Origin of the sequence: Lachnobacterium bovis, from assembly GCF_900111325.1 — a bacterium.
Lineage (GTDB): Bacteria > Bacillota > Clostridia > Lachnospirales > Lachnospiraceae > Roseburia > Roseburia bovis_A.
Window position 1 is genome coordinate 1 of sequence record NZ_FOGW01000032.1, and the last position, 15,787, is coordinate 15,787.

Genomic DNA, 15,787 nt, shown 5'->3' on the forward strand with positions numbered 1-15,787 from the left:
TTTTGGTGCAGAGGATATTATGTAGACACTGTAGGAAAAAATGCGAAGAAAATTCAAGAGTATATTCAGAATCAGTTAAAAGAAGATTTAGAATATGATCAAATGACACTGAAGGAATATGTAGACCCGTTTACGGGTGAGCCGGTAAAGCAAAACAAATAAAAAGAGCCCATGGGGCTCAGTAGGGAAATGATGTTGCGGCTGGCGAACCTTTCGACGAGTCTTTAGACTCAGTGCCGGTAATATGCCCTTATAGGGCAAGAGCAAACCACCGGCTAAGCCGGTGGTGCTGATTATTTATGTTTGAAAAATAATTATATATCATAATCACGAAAGAGAGGATAAAGATGAGTAAAGAATTAAATAAGACTTATGATCCAAAAGATATTGAAGATCGTCTTTACAAAAAATGGGAAGATAATGGATGTTTTCACGCAGAAGTAGATAGAAGTAAGAAACCATTTACAATTGTTATGCCACCACCAAATATTACTGGCCAATTGCATATGGGACACGCACTTGATAATACAATGCAAGATATCTTAATCAGATATAAAAGAATGCAAGGATATAATGCATTATGGCAGCCAGGAACAGATCATGCATCAATTGCAACAGAAGTTAAAGTTATTAAAGCTTTAAAAGAGCAAGGTATTGATAAGAATGATTTAACAAGAGAAGAATTCCTTGAAAAATGTTGGGAGTGGAGAAAAGAGTACGGCGGAAGAATCATCAACCAGCTTAAGAAAATGGGCTCTTCAGCAGATTGGGAAAGAGAACGTTTTACAATGGATGAAGGTTGTTCAAGAGCTGTAAAACATGTTTTCGTTAAATTATTTGATAATGGATATATTTATAAAGGATCAAGAATTGTTAACTGGTGTCCAGTTTGTAAAACATCAATTTCTGATGCTGAAGTTGAACATGAAGAGCAGGATGGATTTTTCTGGCACATCAATTATCCAGTAGTTGGTGAAGAAGGAAGATTTGTGGAAATTGCTACAACACGTCCAGAAACATTATTTGGAGATACAGCAGTAGCAGTTAATCCAAACGATGAGAGATACAAAGATATTATTGGTAAGACTTTACAGCTTCCATGTACAGATAGAGAAATTCCAGTAATCGCAGATTCATATGTAGATAAAGAGTTTGGAACAGGTTGTGTTAAGATTACACCTGCACATGATCCTAACGATTTCGAAGTTGGTAAACGTCATAACTTAGAAGAAATCGTAGTAATTAATGATGATGCTACAATGAACGCTAAAGCTGGAAAATACGCAGGAATGGATCGTTATGAATGCAGAAAAGCTTTAGTAAAAGATTTAGAAGAAATGGGATTACTTGTTAAAGTTGTTCCACATTCACACAACGTAGGAACACATGATAGATGTGGAACTACAGTAGAGCCAATGATTAAAAAACAATGGTTCGTTAAGATGGATGAATTAATCAAACCAGCTGTTGAAGGAGTAAAGAGCGGAGAAATCGAATTACTTCCAAAACGTATGGACAAAACATATTTTAACTGGACAGATAATATCAGAGATTGGTGCATTTCAAGACAGTTATGGTGGGGACACCAGATTCCAGCTTATTACTGTGAAGATTGTGGAGAAATGGTTGTATCAGAAGAGAAGGTTACAACTTGTCCAAAATGTGGTAAAAACCATATGGTACAAGATCCAGATACATTAGATACATGGTTCTCATCAGCATTATGGCCATTCTCAACATTAGGTTGGCCAGATAATACAGAAGATTTAGATTATTTCTATCCAAATGATGTATTAGTAACAGGATATGATATTATTTTCTTCTGGGTTATCAGAATGATTTTCTCAGGATATGCACAGATGAAAGAGGCACCATTTAAGACTGTATTATTCCATGGATTAGTAAGAGATTCACAAGGAAGAAAGATGTCTAAATCATTAGGAAACGGAATTGATCCGCTTGAAGTAATTGATAAATATGGTGCTGATGCTCTTAGACTTACATTAATTACAGGTAACGCGCCTGGTAATGATATGAGATTCTATTGGGAAAGAGTAGAAGCTTCTAGAAACTTTGCTAATAAAGTATGGAACGCATCAAGATTTATCATGATGAACTTAGATGGTTTTGAAGTTACAACTCCAAAGAAAGAAGACTTAAGAAGTGCAGATAAATGGATTTTATCTAAATTTAACACATTAGCAAAAGATGTTACAGAAAACCTAGATAAATTCGAATTAGGTATCGCAGTTCAAAAAGTACATGATTTCATTTGGGAAGAATTCTGTGATTGGTATATCGAAATTGCTAAAGTTCGTACATACAAAAAAGATGAAGACAAGGTATCTGCAAATGCTGCATTATGGACATTAAAGAAAGTATTAATTGATTCACTTAAATTATTACATCCATATATGCCATTCATCACAGAAGAAATTTTCTGTACAATTCAGTCAGATGAAGATACAATTATGCTTTCACAGTGGCCTAAATATGATGAAGAATATAACTTCCCAGTTGAGGAAGAAGCAATTGAGCGTTGTAAAGACCTTGTAAAAGGAATTAGAAATGTAAGAACTCAAATGGAAGTTCCACCATCAAGAAAAGCTAAAATCATAATTGTTTCTGAAAATGAAGCAGTAGAAAAAATCTTTGAAGAAAATAAAGAAGTATACGTAAACCTTGCATTTGCAAGTGAAATTTTAGTTCAGGCTAATAAAGATGGTGTAGCTGAAGATGCTGTATCTGTTGTAATTCCAGATGCAACAGTTTACTTACCTCTTGAAGACTTAGTTGATTTCGAAAAAGAAAAAGAGAGACTAAATAAAGAAAAAGAAAAATTAGCTAAAGAACTTAAACGTTCAAAGGGTATGCTTTCAAATGAAAAATTTGTAAATAATGCAAAACCTGAGAAGGTTCAAGAAGAAAGAGAAAAATTAGCTAAATATGAGCAAATGATGGCACAAGTTGAAGAACGTTTAGCTCAGATGAAATAGTTAAGTTAAGATAACATAATTGTTAATGACCATGCTTCGTATGAAGTATGGTCATTTTCTATTGCTTAGAACACTTTATTAAAAAGCAAATTTTGCCGAAAAAGTAAGTAAGGTGCTGTGGGTACACCTAAGGGCAACTGATAACCAATAGATAGTAGGGAGCAATAAAGCATATGGCAGATGTAAAAGCAAAGAAAGATAGAAAAAAACCAGTAGTAAGGGTTTCATATAACGAAATGGAAGCTTTTATGATGCTTCCAGTGCTTGAAGGCGAAGAAGAACCTTATACTTTAGATGAAATCAATACAGCTTTAGAACGAGCAGGTGTAAAAAGCGGTATAAAAACTGATTTATTAGAGCAGATTGTTATTGATCAATCATGTGGATATGAACATTTAATAGCAGAAGGAACAGAAGCCGTTGACGGAATAGATGGCTATTTTGAGTATAATTTTAATACAGACTTAAATAGACGACCTACTATTCGCCCAGATGGATCGGTAGATTATTGGAGTATTCATTTGGTTGAAATAGTTGAAGAAGGTCAGGTGCTTGCGATATATCATGAGCCAGTTCAAGGAAGCAATGGTATGTCAGTAAAAGGTAAATTAAGAAAAGCAAAAAGGGGAAGACCATTGCCACCACTTAAAGGAAAAGGTTTTGATAAATCAGAGGATGGTTTAGTATATACTTCACAAATTGATGGTAAGATTGATATGAAAAACGGACGAATCAATATTGTTCCGGTTTATGAAGTATACGGCAATGCGGATTTATCTACAGGAAATATTGATTTTAACGGAGATGTAATTGTACACGGAAATGTTACTACAGGAATCTCTATTAAAGCGCAAGGTAGTATAACGGTAGATGGAGTTGTGGAAGCAAGCAGAATAGAAGCAAATAAAGATATTGTTTTACGTGGAGGTGTACTCGGGAAAAAAAGAGGTGTAGTGTCGGCAAAAGGCTGTATTTATGCTAAATTTTTTGAGTATGCAAATGTAGAGGCTTGTGGTTTTATAGAAGCTGATTCTTTTTTAGATTGCAATGTTTTTTGCGAAGATGAAGTTAAGTTAAATGGAAAAAAAGGTAGCATAATAGGTGGTAAAACTGAGGCTATTAAAGGAATAACAGCAAATGTTTTAGGAAATGAAAGTTACAAAAAAACTTCGATTCAAGTGGGAATAGGAGTAGAATTATTAAAACGAGTTAATAATGCAGAAAATGAATTGTTAGAGGTACAATCTTTAGTTGATAAACTTACGGAAGGAATTCGACAATTTGATGAATTAGGAAAAGAAAAAAATGTTGATGTAAAAAAAGACGAGCGAAGAGTAGCTTTAGTAAGAGCTAAAATTGCTAAAACAGCTGATTTAAATATTTGTAAAGAAAAAGTAGAATATGTTCATAAATTGCTTGAAAAAGCAAAAGGTGCAGATATAAAAATCACTAAAAAAGTATTTCCAGGTTCAAAAGTTATGATAGATAGTTTAGTTGTAATTGTAAAAGATGAACAAAACGGAGTGAATTTTGTAATAAATGAAGAAAACAATTTAGTAATGTATCCAATATAATTTAAATTTTATAAAAAAATATTTGGAATAATTGAGCCACTATATTATAATAAAGATAGTGGCTTTTTTTGTGGCCAAAAATATATTGTAGATTAAGCAGTACTTAATATAAATAAGAATTAAAATTTTAGTAAGTATATTCGGAGGATAAAATGATTAAATTAGAAGAAGAATTAAAAAATTTTCAACCAAGTTTAGAAGTAGATGAAGTAGAAGATGTAATCCAAAATCATGATTTAACAGATGTTGCTGATATTATCACTGAAATTTTGCAAGAAGCAAAAGAGAATAGATAAAGAAAAAGAGGGAAAGACATGATTTGTTATAAATGCAGAAAAGATGCGCATGATGAAAAGGTATGTCCTTATTGCGGAACAAATTTAAAAATTTATTATAAAGTTAAAAACTTATCAAATATATACTATAATGATGCTTTAGAGAAAGCAAAAATCAGAGATTTATCAGGCGCAGTTGTAAGTTTAAGAAGTAGTTTAAAGTTTAATAAATATAATATTCAAGCACGTAATTTACTTGGGTTAATATATTTTGAGTTAGGTGAATTTGTCGATGCTTTATGTGAATGGGTAATTAGTAAGAATTACCAAAAAGAAGATAACTTAGCTAATAAATATTTAGCTGAAATCCAAGATAATCAAGGTAGATTAGAGGCAATAAGCAATACAATAAAAAAATACAACCAGGCATATAGTTTATGTGTAGAAGGCAATATTGATATGGCTATTATTCAGCTTAAAAAATTAATTACTATGAATTACAAGATGGTTAAATCATATCAATTGTTAGCACTTATATATATGAAGGAAGAAAAGTATGATCAGGCCAAAAAAATATTACGTGAAGCACAAAAGATAGATACTGACAATCCTTTGACCTCAAGATATATCAAGATTGCATTAAGAGAATTAAAGAAAAAACCAAGAGTAAAGAAGCACTCAAATGATACAATTACATACATGGAAGGAAATGATAAGATAATCCGTCCAAGAAGATTCCAATATTACTCAGTGGGTAGTTCGCTTTTATACTTAATTATGGGACTAGTATTAGGCACTTTAGCTGTAGCATTTTTATTATTACCTAATGCTCAAAAGAATGCTAATACAGAAACTAATCAAAAATTAAAGTCAGCGAATGAAACAGTTTCTACCAAAGAGGGTGAGATTACTTCATTAAAAAGCAAAATTAAAGAGTTAGAAAATAAATTAAAAACTGATGGTTCGACAGCAGACCAAATGCAAAATACAAAGAATACATATGAATCTTTATTGAATGCTTATGTAATGTATACAGGAAAAGATTATGTTGGAGCAGGTGATTTATTAGCGGGAATAGATACTAAGTATTTATCAGAAAATGCAGTTAATACATATAATACAATTAATGCACAAATCGGAGAGTCATATATGAATACGCTTTTTGCACAAGGAACTAATTCATATAGAAAAAATGATTATCAAGGTGCAATCACTAATTTATTAAAAGTAGTTAACAGAGATCCTGCATATAAAGCGGGTGATGCATCATTCTATTTAGCTCAGGCATATGGAAAAGCAGGTGATATTCCTTCAGCACAAAAATATTATCAATATATTATGGATACATTCCCAGCAACTAAGAAAGCATCAGTTGCTAAGAATTTCATGATGACTCATCCGGCAGCGCCTCAACCAGCTGCAGATCCAAATGCACAGCAACAGCAAGCGGATCCAAACGCACAGCAACAACAACCTGTAACACAATAGGTTTGTGATTTATAGATATTTATATAAAAGTATATTATTGAAATGAAGGACTTTGTTTGGCGCTAGTCAAAGAAGTCCTTTTTTATAGGCTCTTTGTCAAGAGTTGGGGCAAATTAAAAAATGACCAGTAATGAGAATTATATAAAATTTCATTCCTGGTTTTTCTTTTGCTTTTAACCATATAAGGATTAGTTTGCATCCGTGATACAATTAGGCATTTGAGAATGGACAATCAAAGGCATTTAGTATATACTTCCCCAATTAGCCAGCATTGTAAGGGATGCATTCCGTTTGTATTGTCTTGCGAACTTTTTCTAAAGCCCAAGTAACATAGTGAACCACATGTAACTTATCTATTACAATAGTAGCGTTAGGGAGAAAGGTTCTAAACTTTACCCCCTAGGAAAAGTATAGAACCTTTTATTAGCTATAAAAGATGTAATAGTAAAATGTATAAAAAATTCAAACTAAAATATTGACTTCCTATATATAAATGATTAAAATCTAAAGTGTAGGAAAAAATAAAATGAAAATTATATTAGGAGGTAATAGTTATGAAAGGTTTAAAAAAAAGAATTTGTGCGTTGGTTATGGCGGGTACGATGATGTTTGGAGGAGCATGCAGTGTCTATGCAGCAACGTTTGGTGATAAGAATAGTGGTGCATCTTCGGATGAATACGTAGAATTTGTATATCATGGAACAGCATGGAACTATAAAAAATCGTCATATAAGAGTACGTACTTTGTATATACAAGAAATGGAAGAACTTTAATGAAAAAAACAGCATATAATGGAAAAGTTTCAGGAAATGTAACAGATGATATAAGATGGGGAGATAAATATACAACTAAGTTCAAATGGGGACATGGAGCAAAAAAATAATATGAAGAATAAAAAAGAAGTAACTAAATCTTTATTTCGAAAAGTTGATATAGTTGAATTAGGGTGTGCATATATAGCAGTTTTTTTTACTGAAACTTTCATTTGCTATATGAAAAATTTACATTTAAATCTAGCGCAGAGAGAAATTGCAGAGCAGATTATTTCACATAAGGTATTGATAGAGTTACTTCTTTCTCTTTTGGTAGTAGTGTTTTATTATCAGTTTTTGGTTAGAAAAAAAACTGAGATATTTTGTAGAATTTTAGTAGGAGATACAATGAGAGAAATGACTGTACAGTACTTGAAAGACAGTATGAAAATATTAGGAAGCACATTTCTAGTTTGTGTTTTGGTGAAGTTTGTTTTTATGCTAGATTTGAGAGGAAGTTATTATTTGTTGTGTCTTTTCATGTTATTCATTTTAATAAGTTCAAGTCAGGTGCATAGATATGAAAAATTTTAGTTTTTTTATAAAAAAGATCTTTTTAAAGAGATGGATTTTAAGTATAACGTTGATATTTTTCTTGTTATCAGCAAATTTTTTGATTTTTACAGCAGTTCGTTCTTTATTTTTAACAAGGGGTGGCTATGATGAAATGAGTAGGTTAAATAAGAATGGAATTTTTGTTTCCAATCTTGATCCTAGTAATGCGGAGTTTGATGTAACATCAGTTGAACCAAAGAGAATAAATGGAGTCTATGATTATATAGATAAAAATTTCAAATATGCATTGCATAATGAAGGGGATTTAATAACTATCCCAAATGATAAATCAATGGATGTTCCGTTAGTGTATATGAATAAAGAATATTATGATTTAAATGGTTTAAAGTCAAAAGTTGGTAGAAAGCTTTATTTTGATTATAGTTTAAAGAGTGATAAAATACCTGTTTTTGTTGGTGCAGGTCTTAGTAAGAATTATCCGATAGGTGCGGAGATAAAAACTGAAATTCCAGCGTTAGGTCGTAAAGTTACACTTAAAGTGCAGGGAATATTGAAAAAGAATGAGTGTCATGCAAATTATTATGCACTTAATTCAATGAGTTATTATAATTACTCAATAATTATTCCTATTAATAAAGAATTCTTTATGAAAGCTAATTCAGCATTTAAAGTTGATACTATGCTTGAAACCATAATTATTAATGGTTCTAAGGAGAGTGTTTCTAATTTAAGCAAGGAAATTCATGATGAATGGAAGATAAAAGTTAATTTCAATAGTCAAAAGGAAAATAACGAATTTTTTGAAGACTATTATTTATATAGAATGAGATTGATTGTAATTTTGACAATTATTTTTCTTGCTATTATTATTGGAGTTTCAATATGGAATGCAGTAGTGTGTGTAAGATTAATGAAAAAAGATTTTACAATTAATTTATTAGTAGGAATGAGTTATAAAGAATTAAAAAAGATTTTGTATAAATCATTTGCTATAATTTTCACATTGAATATCTTGGTTGTTTCGGTTTACTCGGCAATGTGTAGAGTTATTGCTTGGAAAAGCAAGAATGCATTGGTAGCGTCATATGGCTTTCTAGGCTTAGCTAGTAATGAGTGGCTAGGAGTGTTAGCAATGATTTTAGTAGATAGTTTAATTGGAGTTATTATAGTGGAGTGTATAGTTAAAAGAATCAAAAAGATTCCTATATCGTTGGGAGTAATGCAATGAGTAGAGTAATAGAATTAGAGATTAAAGAAAAAAAATTTAAAAATGAATCATTATCGAGTTTAGAAAATTTTAAACTTGAGGTTAATGAAGGTGAAAAAATTGCAATTATTGGAGAATCAGGTGTTGGGAAAAGTACTTTGCTTAACATCATTGGATTATTAGATGGTGATTTTAGTGGAGAATATAATATATTTGGTTTATCACGTAAAGAAATGTGTGATAAAGAGTTAGCGAGTTTCAGAAATAATAAAATTGGTTTTGTGCTTCAAGAGTCAGCGCTGATAGATACATTGTCAATTGAAGAAAACATAAAACTTCCATTGTGTTATGCTGATAACGAGCAAAAACAGTTTACGTTACAGGATTTTGAAAAAATCACAAAAGCAATAAGAATAGAGAATATTCTAAAGAAGAAGCCTTTAGGTTGTTCTGGAGGAGAAAGAGCTAGAGCAGTACTTGCTAGAGGGCTGATTATGAAACCAAAAATTATTTTAGCAGATGAGCCAACAGCATCTTTGGATGAAGATAATAAAGAAAGAATAGTAGAATTACTTTTCAAAATGAATAAAAAGTATAATACTACAATAATTACAGTTACTCATGATTTAGAAGTGGCTAAACGCCATGACAGAATCATTAAGTTAGAAAGGAGATAATGAAATGGGATTTTGGATTATGATAGGTTCACTATTATTAGGAATTTTTGCTATTAGTTTTGGAGCCAATAATATCAAAAAAACAAAGTGGTCTAAAGCGTTAATAGGAGTAGGTGGATTATTTGTTTTAGCGGCAGTTGTTTTGGCTTTACCAAAATAATGAAGTTTTAAGAATGAAAAGGTATGTTAACAGTAACATAAATACATATTTTCAAATTGTCTTAAATAGATGGATGCTAAGTTGTATTGTACAGCTTGCATCCATTTTTTCGCTTAAATAGAAAATGATATATAAAATAAATAATCTGAATAAATTAGCACTCACCTATTGACAGTGCTAACAAATGGTGCTACATTAATAATAAGAAAAGGAAAATATGATTTTTTAGGAAAATAGTTTCAGAAGCAATTTTAGAAAATATTTTTTTATGATTAGTTTTTAAGTTAGGAGGCAAGGTGCTTTATGAATATTCAAAAGTTTACACAAAAGTCGGTAGAAGCAATTAATGATTGTGAGAAGTTAGCTTATGAATATGGTAACCAAGAGATAGAACAAGAGCATTTACTTGTTGCTCTAATGCAACAAAATGACGGAATCATCCCTAGGCTAATCGAAAAAATGGAAATAGATAAAGACTCATTTTTACAGGCAGCAAAGGATGCTTTATCAAAGAGAGTTAAAGTTTCGGGCGGCAACGTTTATATGGGACAGTATCTTAATAATGTCCTAATAAGTGCAGAAGATGAAGCTAAAAGAATGGGGGACGAATACGTTTCTGTAGAGCATTTGTTTTTAGCAATGCTTAAGAAGCCAAGTCGAACAATTAATGAGATATTTAGAGAATATCAGATTACTAAGGAGAAGTTCCTTAAAGCATTAGAGAGTGTAAGAGGTAACCATAGAGTGACAACAGATAACCCAGAGGCAACATATGATACTTTAGATAAATATGGATATGATATGGTTGAAAGAGCCAAAGACCAGAAGTTAGATCCAGTTATTGGTAGAGATTCAGAGATTAGAAATGTAATCAGAATTCTTTCCAGAAAAACAAAAAACAATCCTGTTTTGATAGGTGAACCAGGTGTAGGTAAGACGGCAGTAGTCGAAGGCTTAGCACAAAGAATAGCAAGAGGAGACGTTCCAGAAGGTTTAAAAAATAAAAAACTATTTTCACTTGATATGGGAGCATTAATTGCTGGTGCCAAGTATAGAGGTGAATTCGAAGAAAGATTAAAGGCTGTACTAGAGGATGTTAAATCATCTGAAGGTGAGATTATATTATTCATCGATGAATTGCATACAATAGTTGGAGCTGGTAAGACAGATGGTGCGATGGATGCAGGCCAGTTGTTAAAACCAATGCTTGCTAGAGGTGAATTACACTGTATTGGTGCAACTACATTAGATGAATATAGAGAATATATTGAAAAAGATGCAGCACTTGAAAGACGTTTCCAACCTGTAATGGTTTCAGAGCCAACTGTGGAAGATACGATTTCTATTTTGCGTGGATTGAAAGAAAGATATGAAGTTTTCCATGGTGTAAAAATAACAGATTCAGCTTTGGTATCTGCAGCAGTTTTGTCAAACAGATACATAAGTGATAGATTTTTACCAGATAAGGCAATTGATTTAGTTGATGAAGCTTGTGCGCTTATCAAAACAGAGATTGATTCTATGCCAGCAGAATTAGATGAGCTTAATAGAAAAGTTATGCAGTTACAGATTGAAGAAACAGCTCTTAAAAAAGAAACGGACAGTCTAAGTGTTAACAGATTAGCTAATCTACAGAAGGAATTAGCTGAGTTACTGGATCAGTTTAATGTCAAAAAGGTGCAGTGGGATAATGAAAAAAATGCGTTAGATAAAGTTCATAAATTAAGAGAAAAATTAGAAAACACTAAAAAAGAAATTGCAAATGCACAGCAAAAATATGATTTAAATAAAGCTGCCGAATTACAATATGGAGTTTTACCACAGTTAGAAAAAGAACTAGAATCGGAAGAAGAAAATTTAAAAGGCAAGGATTTATCATTGGTACATGAAAGTGTAAGCGATGAAGAGATTGCAAAAATTATTTCTAGATGGACTAATATTCCGGTTGAAAAATTAACTGAAAGCGAAAGAAATAAAACATTACACTTAGATAAGGTTTTACATGAAAGAGTAATAGGTCAGGATGAAGGTGTGACTAAAGTTACAGAAGCTATAATTCGTTCAAAAGCTGGAATAAAGGATCCAACTAAACCAATAGGATCATTCTTTTTCCTAGGACCAACAGGCGTAGGTAAAACAGAACTTGCAAAAGCTTTAGCGGAGGCTTTATTTGATGACGAGCAAAATATGGTACGTCTTGATATGAGTGAATATATGGAGAAATATTCAGTGTCAAGATTAATTGGAGCACCTCCAGGATATGTTGGATATGATGAAGGTGGTCAGCTAACAGAAGCAGTAAGACGTAAACCATATTCAGTTGTTTTATTTGATGAAGTTGAAAAGGCTCATCCAGACGTGTTTAATATTTTATTACAGGTATTAGATGATGGCCGTATCACGGATTCGCAGGGTAGAACAGTTGATTTTAAAAATACAATTATCATTATGACAAGTAATCTTGGTTCACAAGAAATTCTAGAAGGAATTGATGAAGAAGGCAAGATCACAGAGGATGTTAAAAAGCAGATAAAGAATGATTTAAGAATGCATTTTAGACCAGAATTTTTGAATCGTTTAGATGAAATTATAATGTTTAAACCGCTAACCAAATCTAATATCAATAATATTATTGATTTACTAATGGCTGATTTGAACAAGAGATTATATGATAAACAAATATCAGTTGAATTAACTCAAGCAGCAAGAGACAATATTGTTGAAGGCGGCTATGATCCAATGTATGGTGCTCGTCCACTTAAAAGATATATTTTGAAATATGTTGAAACAATTTCTGCAAAATTAATTCTAGCAGATAAGGTCGCACCAAATGATACAATTATAATTGATGTTGATGAGAACGGTCAGTTATGTGGAAAAGTGTAAACATATAATAAAGAATAAGTAAAAAAATATTAAGGATACATCTTTCGCAAGAAGGATGTGTCCTTTTGTGTTATAATGCTGTATTAGTGGGAGTTTTAATTCGTATATAACACATGTTAATAAGATTTATAAGTTATATATATATCAAAATGCACACTTATTATCAGAAAAAAAATAGATTTTTAGTACACTATGTAGAAAAGATGACTTTATTATTGTAAAGTGTAGAAAAATAATGTATGATATAGTCAAGAATGAATTTTTGAAAGTTAAATCCGTCAAAAAATCATCCGATATAAGAATATATGCTGTTATAATATATCAAAATGCAAGATTTGTTTTTGAAAAATTCACGAATAATTGTCATACAATTTAAAGTTGTCTTTTATAAAAAGGAGAAAAATGGATTTATTTGATTACATGCGTGAGAAAAATGGAAAAACAGAAGCACCACTTGCTTCTAGATTACGTCCAACTACACTTGAAGAGGTAGTAGGGCAACAGCATATTATTGGGCGTGATAAATTATTATATAGAGCTATCAAAGCGGATAAGTTGAGTTCAATTATTTTATATGGTCCTCCAGGGACAGGCAAGACAACATTAGCTAAGGTTATAGCTAATACAACAAGCGCTGAATTTATGCAGATAAATGCAACTTCAGCAGGCAAAAAAGATATGGAGGAAGTAATAAAAAAGGCTAAGGATAATCTTGGAATGTATGGTAAAAAGTCAATATTGTTTATTGACGAGATACATCGTTTTAACAAAGGGCAGCAAGATTATTTACTTCCTTTTGTGGAAGATGGCACAGTCATTTTAATTGGTGCAACTACAGAAAATCCGTACTTTGAAGTAAATAGCGCGTTATTATCTCGTTCGAGTATCTTCGAACTTAAGAAATTAAATACCGAAGATATTAAGATTTTGCTAAAAAGAGCAATAACTAATACAGAAAAGGGCTTAGGTGCATTTAAAGCAGTAATTGATGATGATGCGTTAGAATTCCTTTCTAATGTGTCAAATGGAGATGCAAGAAGTGCATTAAAAGCTATAGAACTTGCTGTTTTAACAACGGAAAGAAGTTCTGATGGATATATTCATATAACAATTGATGTTGCAAGTGAATGTATTCAAAAGAGAGTTGTTTCATATGATAAGAATGGAGATAATCATTACGATACAATTTCGGCTTTTATCAAGAGTATGAGAGGCTCAGATCCAGATGCAGCAATTTATTATTTAGCTAGAATGTTATATTCTGGTGAAGACATTAAATTTATAGCAAGAAGGATTATGATTTGCGCAGCAGAAGATGTAGGTTTAGCAGATCCGAATGCTTTAGTTGTAGCAACGTCAGCAGCTACAGCGGTTGAAAAGATAGGAATGCCAGAGGCTAGAATTATTTTGGCAGAGGCAGTTAATTATGTGGCTACGGCACCTAAAAGTAATGCATCATATTTATCAATTGACAAGGCATTGTCAGTTGTAAAAAATGAGAAAACTCCTCAGGTACCAACACATTTGCAAGATGCACATTATAAGGCTGCAGCAAAGCTTGGACATGGTATAGGATATAAATACGCACATGATTATCCTAATCATTATGTTAAGCAACAGTATTTGCCAGATGAAATTAAAGATACTAAGTTCTATGAACCAACAGATATTGGTTATGAAGAGCAAATAGTAGATTATTTTAAAAAGATAAAGTAACAAATAAGTTTTTTTGGCTAAATTTAGGAGGAAAAAATTGTGAAAAAGTACCAAGAAATGACAAAAGCAGAATTATTGCAGGAAAAAGAGCAGCTTGAAGCGGAATATAAAAAAATTAAAGAGATTGGGTTACAGTTAAATATGGCAAGAGGAAAGCCTTCTTCAGAACAGTTAGATTTATCAATGGATCTTTTAAATGTTTTAACAAAAGATGACATTATTAAAGCTGAAGATGGAACAGATTGTCGTAACTACGGTATCATGGATGGTATTGAAGAAGCTAAAGAATTAATGGCTGAAATGGTTGGCTGTAAAAAAGAAAATGTTATAGTTTACGGTAATTCAAGCTTAAATATCATGTATGATCAAGTTGCAAGAGCTGAAATTTTTGGTATTTGTGGTAATACTCCATGGAGCAAGCTTGATAAAGTTAAGTTCCTATGCCCAGTTCCAGGATATGATAGACATTTTAAAATTACACAGACATTTGGAATTGAAATGATTAATATCCCAATGACTAGTGAAGGTCCTGACATGGATTTAGTTGAAAAATATGTAAATAATGATGAAAGTGTAAAGGGTATTTGGTGTGTTCCTAAATATTCTAATCCACAAGGTGTAGTTTATTCAGATGAGACAGTTAGACGTTTTGCTAATTTAAAACCAGCTGCAAAAGATTTTAGAATTTTCTGGGATAATGCATATGCAGTTCATCATTTATATGATGACAAACAGGCAGAAATTTTAAATATTTTAGATGAATGTGCTAAAGCCGGAAACCCAGATATGGTATATCAGTTTAGTTCAACAAGTAAAGTAACATTCCCAGGTGCTGGCATTGCAGCTTTATCTTCATCTGAAGCAAACTTAAAAGATATTAAGAGCAAATTAACAGTTCAGACAATTGGACATGATAAGATTAATCAGCTACGTCATGTAAAATATTTCAAAAATATTGATGGTATCAAAGCTCATATGAAAAAACAGGCTGATATTATCAGACCGAAATTTGAAATGCTACTCGATATGCTAAATAAAGAAATTAAACCATTAGGAATTGGTAGCTGGGTTGATCCTGTTGGTGGATATTTTGTATGCTTCGAGTCATTAGAAGGCTGTGCAAAAGAAATTATTGCAAAATGTAAAGAAGCTGGAGTAACAATGACTGGCGCAGGTGCACCATTTCCTTATGGAAAAGATGATAAAGATTCGACAATAAGAATAGCTCCAACATATCCTTCAATGGACGAACTAAAAAAAGCAACAGAAGTATTTATTACATGTACTAAACTTGTAAGTGTTAATAAATGTTTAGAAGTAGCTGAAAGTAAAATTTTAGAAGTTGAAACTGAAAAAGAATTATTTTAATAAGAAAACACAATAGAATAACGACTTATAAGAGAAAGTAATAAAAATGCGATAATACATTACAATTCTTATAAAATAAATAAACAAGGGGCCGATTTGGCCCCTTGTTTT

12 protein-coding genes and 2 pseudogenes are annotated in these 15,787 nt (G+C 31.7%); 13 read left to right on the plus strand and 1 reads right to left on the minus strand.

Annotation, left to right across the window (positions count from 1 at the left end):
* The 5 genes and pseudogenes from BMY79_RS10750 to BMY79_RS10765 form a co-directional block, all read left to right on the plus strand.
* Nucleotides 1–162: pseudogene (locus BMY79_RS10750) on the plus strand (IS200/IS605 family transposase); the annotation flags it as partial.
* A gap of 185 nt (nucleotides 163–347) precedes the next feature.
* Complete coding sequence (locus tag BMY79_RS10755) at nucleotides 348–2,996, plus strand: valine--tRNA ligase (RefSeq protein WP_022749877.1); 2,649 nt, start codon at nucleotides 348–350, stop codon at nucleotides 2,994–2,996.
* Nucleotides 2,997–3,169: 173 nt separating this feature from the next.
* The gene (locus BMY79_RS10760; RefSeq protein ID WP_027422465.1) at nucleotides 3,170–4,570 is read left to right on the plus strand and encodes a DUF342 domain-containing protein; all 1,401 of its coding nucleotides are present in this window, start codon (nucleotides 3,170–3,172) and stop codon (nucleotides 4,568–4,570) included.
* Nucleotides 4,571–4,722: 152 nt separating this feature from the next.
* Nucleotides 4,723–4,866 (plus strand): hypothetical protein, encoded by a 144-nt coding sequence (locus BMY79_RS12220; RefSeq protein WP_022749879.1) that lies wholly within the window; start codon nucleotides 4,723–4,725, stop codon nucleotides 4,864–4,866.
* Between the two features lie 18 nt (nucleotides 4,867–4,884).
* On the plus strand, nucleotides 4,885–6,333 hold the full coding sequence (locus BMY79_RS10765) for a tetratricopeptide repeat protein (protein WP_074730948.1): 1,449 nt from the start codon (nucleotides 4,885–4,887) through the stop codon (nucleotides 6,331–6,333).
* Between the two features lie 261 nt (nucleotides 6,334–6,594).
* Here BMY79_RS10765 and BMY79_RS12655 read toward each other — a convergent pair.
* Nucleotides 6,595–6,708 (minus strand): annotated as a pseudogene (locus tag BMY79_RS12655) (transposase); the annotation flags it as partial.
* Between the two features lie 179 nt (nucleotides 6,709–6,887).
* On the opposite strand from BMY79_RS12655, the gene BMY79_RS10775 reads away from it, so the two are divergent.
* From BMY79_RS10775 to BMY79_RS10805, 8 genes are all read left to right on the plus strand, one after another.
* Nucleotides 6,888–7,217: a hypothetical protein gene (locus BMY79_RS10775; protein ID WP_074730949.1), complete on the plus strand. Its 330-nt coding sequence runs from the start codon at nucleotides 6,888–6,890 to the stop codon at nucleotides 7,215–7,217.
* Nucleotide 7,218: 1 nt separating this feature from the next.
* Nucleotides 7,219–7,680, plus strand: coding sequence for a hypothetical protein (locus BMY79_RS10780; RefSeq protein WP_143065853.1), 462 nt, complete (start codon nucleotides 7,219–7,221; stop codon nucleotides 7,678–7,680).
* Nucleotides 7,667–8,890 carry a peptide ABC transporter permease gene (locus BMY79_RS10785; RefSeq protein ID WP_074730951.1) on the plus strand — a complete coding sequence of 408 codons (1,224 nt, stop codon included), beginning with the start codon at nucleotides 7,667–7,669 and terminating at the stop codon, nucleotides 8,888–8,890. The genes BMY79_RS10780 and BMY79_RS10785 overlap by 14 nt, the downstream gene beginning before the upstream one ends.
* On the plus strand, nucleotides 8,887–9,546 hold the full coding sequence (locus tag BMY79_RS10790) for an ABC transporter ATP-binding protein (RefSeq protein WP_022749885.1): 660 nt from the start codon (nucleotides 8,887–8,889) through the stop codon (nucleotides 9,544–9,546). The genes BMY79_RS10785 and BMY79_RS10790 overlap by 4 nt, the downstream gene beginning before the upstream one ends.
* A 4-nt stretch (nucleotides 9,547–9,550) precedes the next feature.
* The gene (locus tag BMY79_RS12225; RefSeq protein WP_022749886.1) at nucleotides 9,551–9,706 is read left to right on the plus strand and encodes a hypothetical protein; all 156 of its coding nucleotides are present in this window, start codon (nucleotides 9,551–9,553) and stop codon (nucleotides 9,704–9,706) included.
* 303 nt (nucleotides 9,707–10,009) lie between these two features.
* On the plus strand, nucleotides 10,010–12,592 hold the full coding sequence (gene clpB, locus BMY79_RS10795; protein ID WP_022749887.1) for an ATP-dependent chaperone ClpB: 2,583 nt from the start codon (nucleotides 10,010–10,012) through the stop codon (nucleotides 12,590–12,592).
* A gap of 402 nt (nucleotides 12,593–12,994) precedes the next feature.
* Entirely contained in the window at nucleotides 12,995–14,308 is a 1,314-nt protein-coding gene (locus tag BMY79_RS10800) for a replication-associated recombination protein A (protein WP_022749888.1), read from the plus strand.
* A 39-nt stretch (nucleotides 14,309–14,347) separates the two neighbouring features.
* Nucleotides 14,348–15,676, plus strand: coding sequence for an aspartate aminotransferase type Ic (locus BMY79_RS10805; protein WP_022749890.1), 1,329 nt, complete (start codon nucleotides 14,348–14,350; stop codon nucleotides 15,674–15,676).
* The last annotated feature ends 111 nt before the right edge of the window (nucleotides 15,677–15,787 follow it).

Excerpts from the sequence above, each read along its gene's own strand:
- BMY79_RS10760 (WP_027422465.1), top strand. The coding sequence starts at position 3,170 with ATGGCAGATGTAAAAGCAAAGAAAGATAGAAAAAAACCAGTAGTAAGG.
- BMY79_RS10790 (WP_022749885.1), top strand. The coding sequence starts at position 8,887 with ATGAGTAGAGTAATAGAATTAGAGATTAAAGAAAAAAAATTTAAAAAT.
- BMY79_RS10780 (WP_143065853.1), top strand. The coding sequence starts at position 7,219 with ATGAAGAATAAAAAAGAAGTAACTAAATCTTTATTTCGAAAAGTTGAT.
- BMY79_RS10800 (WP_022749888.1), top strand. The coding sequence starts at position 12,995 with ATGGATTTATTTGATTACATGCGTGAGAAAAATGGAAAAACAGAAGCA.
- clpB (WP_022749887.1), top strand. The coding sequence starts at position 10,010 with ATGAATATTCAAAAGTTTACACAAAAGTCGGTAGAAGCAATTAATGAT.
- BMY79_RS10775 (WP_074730949.1), top strand. The coding sequence starts at position 6,888 with ATGAAAGGTTTAAAAAAAAGAATTTGTGCGTTGGTTATGGCGGGTACG.
- BMY79_RS12225 (WP_022749886.1), top strand. The coding sequence starts at position 9,551 with ATGGGATTTTGGATTATGATAGGTTCACTATTATTAGGAATTTTTGCT.
- BMY79_RS10785 (WP_074730951.1), top strand. The coding sequence starts at position 7,667 with ATGAAAAATTTTAGTTTTTTTATAAAAAAGATCTTTTTAAAGAGATGG.
- BMY79_RS10755 (WP_022749877.1), top strand. The coding sequence starts at position 348 with ATGAGTAAAGAATTAAATAAGACTTATGATCCAAAAGATATTGAAGAT.
- BMY79_RS12220 (WP_022749879.1), top strand. The coding sequence starts at position 4,723 with ATGATTAAATTAGAAGAAGAATTAAAAAATTTTCAACCAAGTTTAGAA.
- BMY79_RS10765 (WP_074730948.1), top strand. The coding sequence starts at position 4,885 with ATGATTTGTTATAAATGCAGAAAAGATGCGCATGATGAAAAGGTATGT.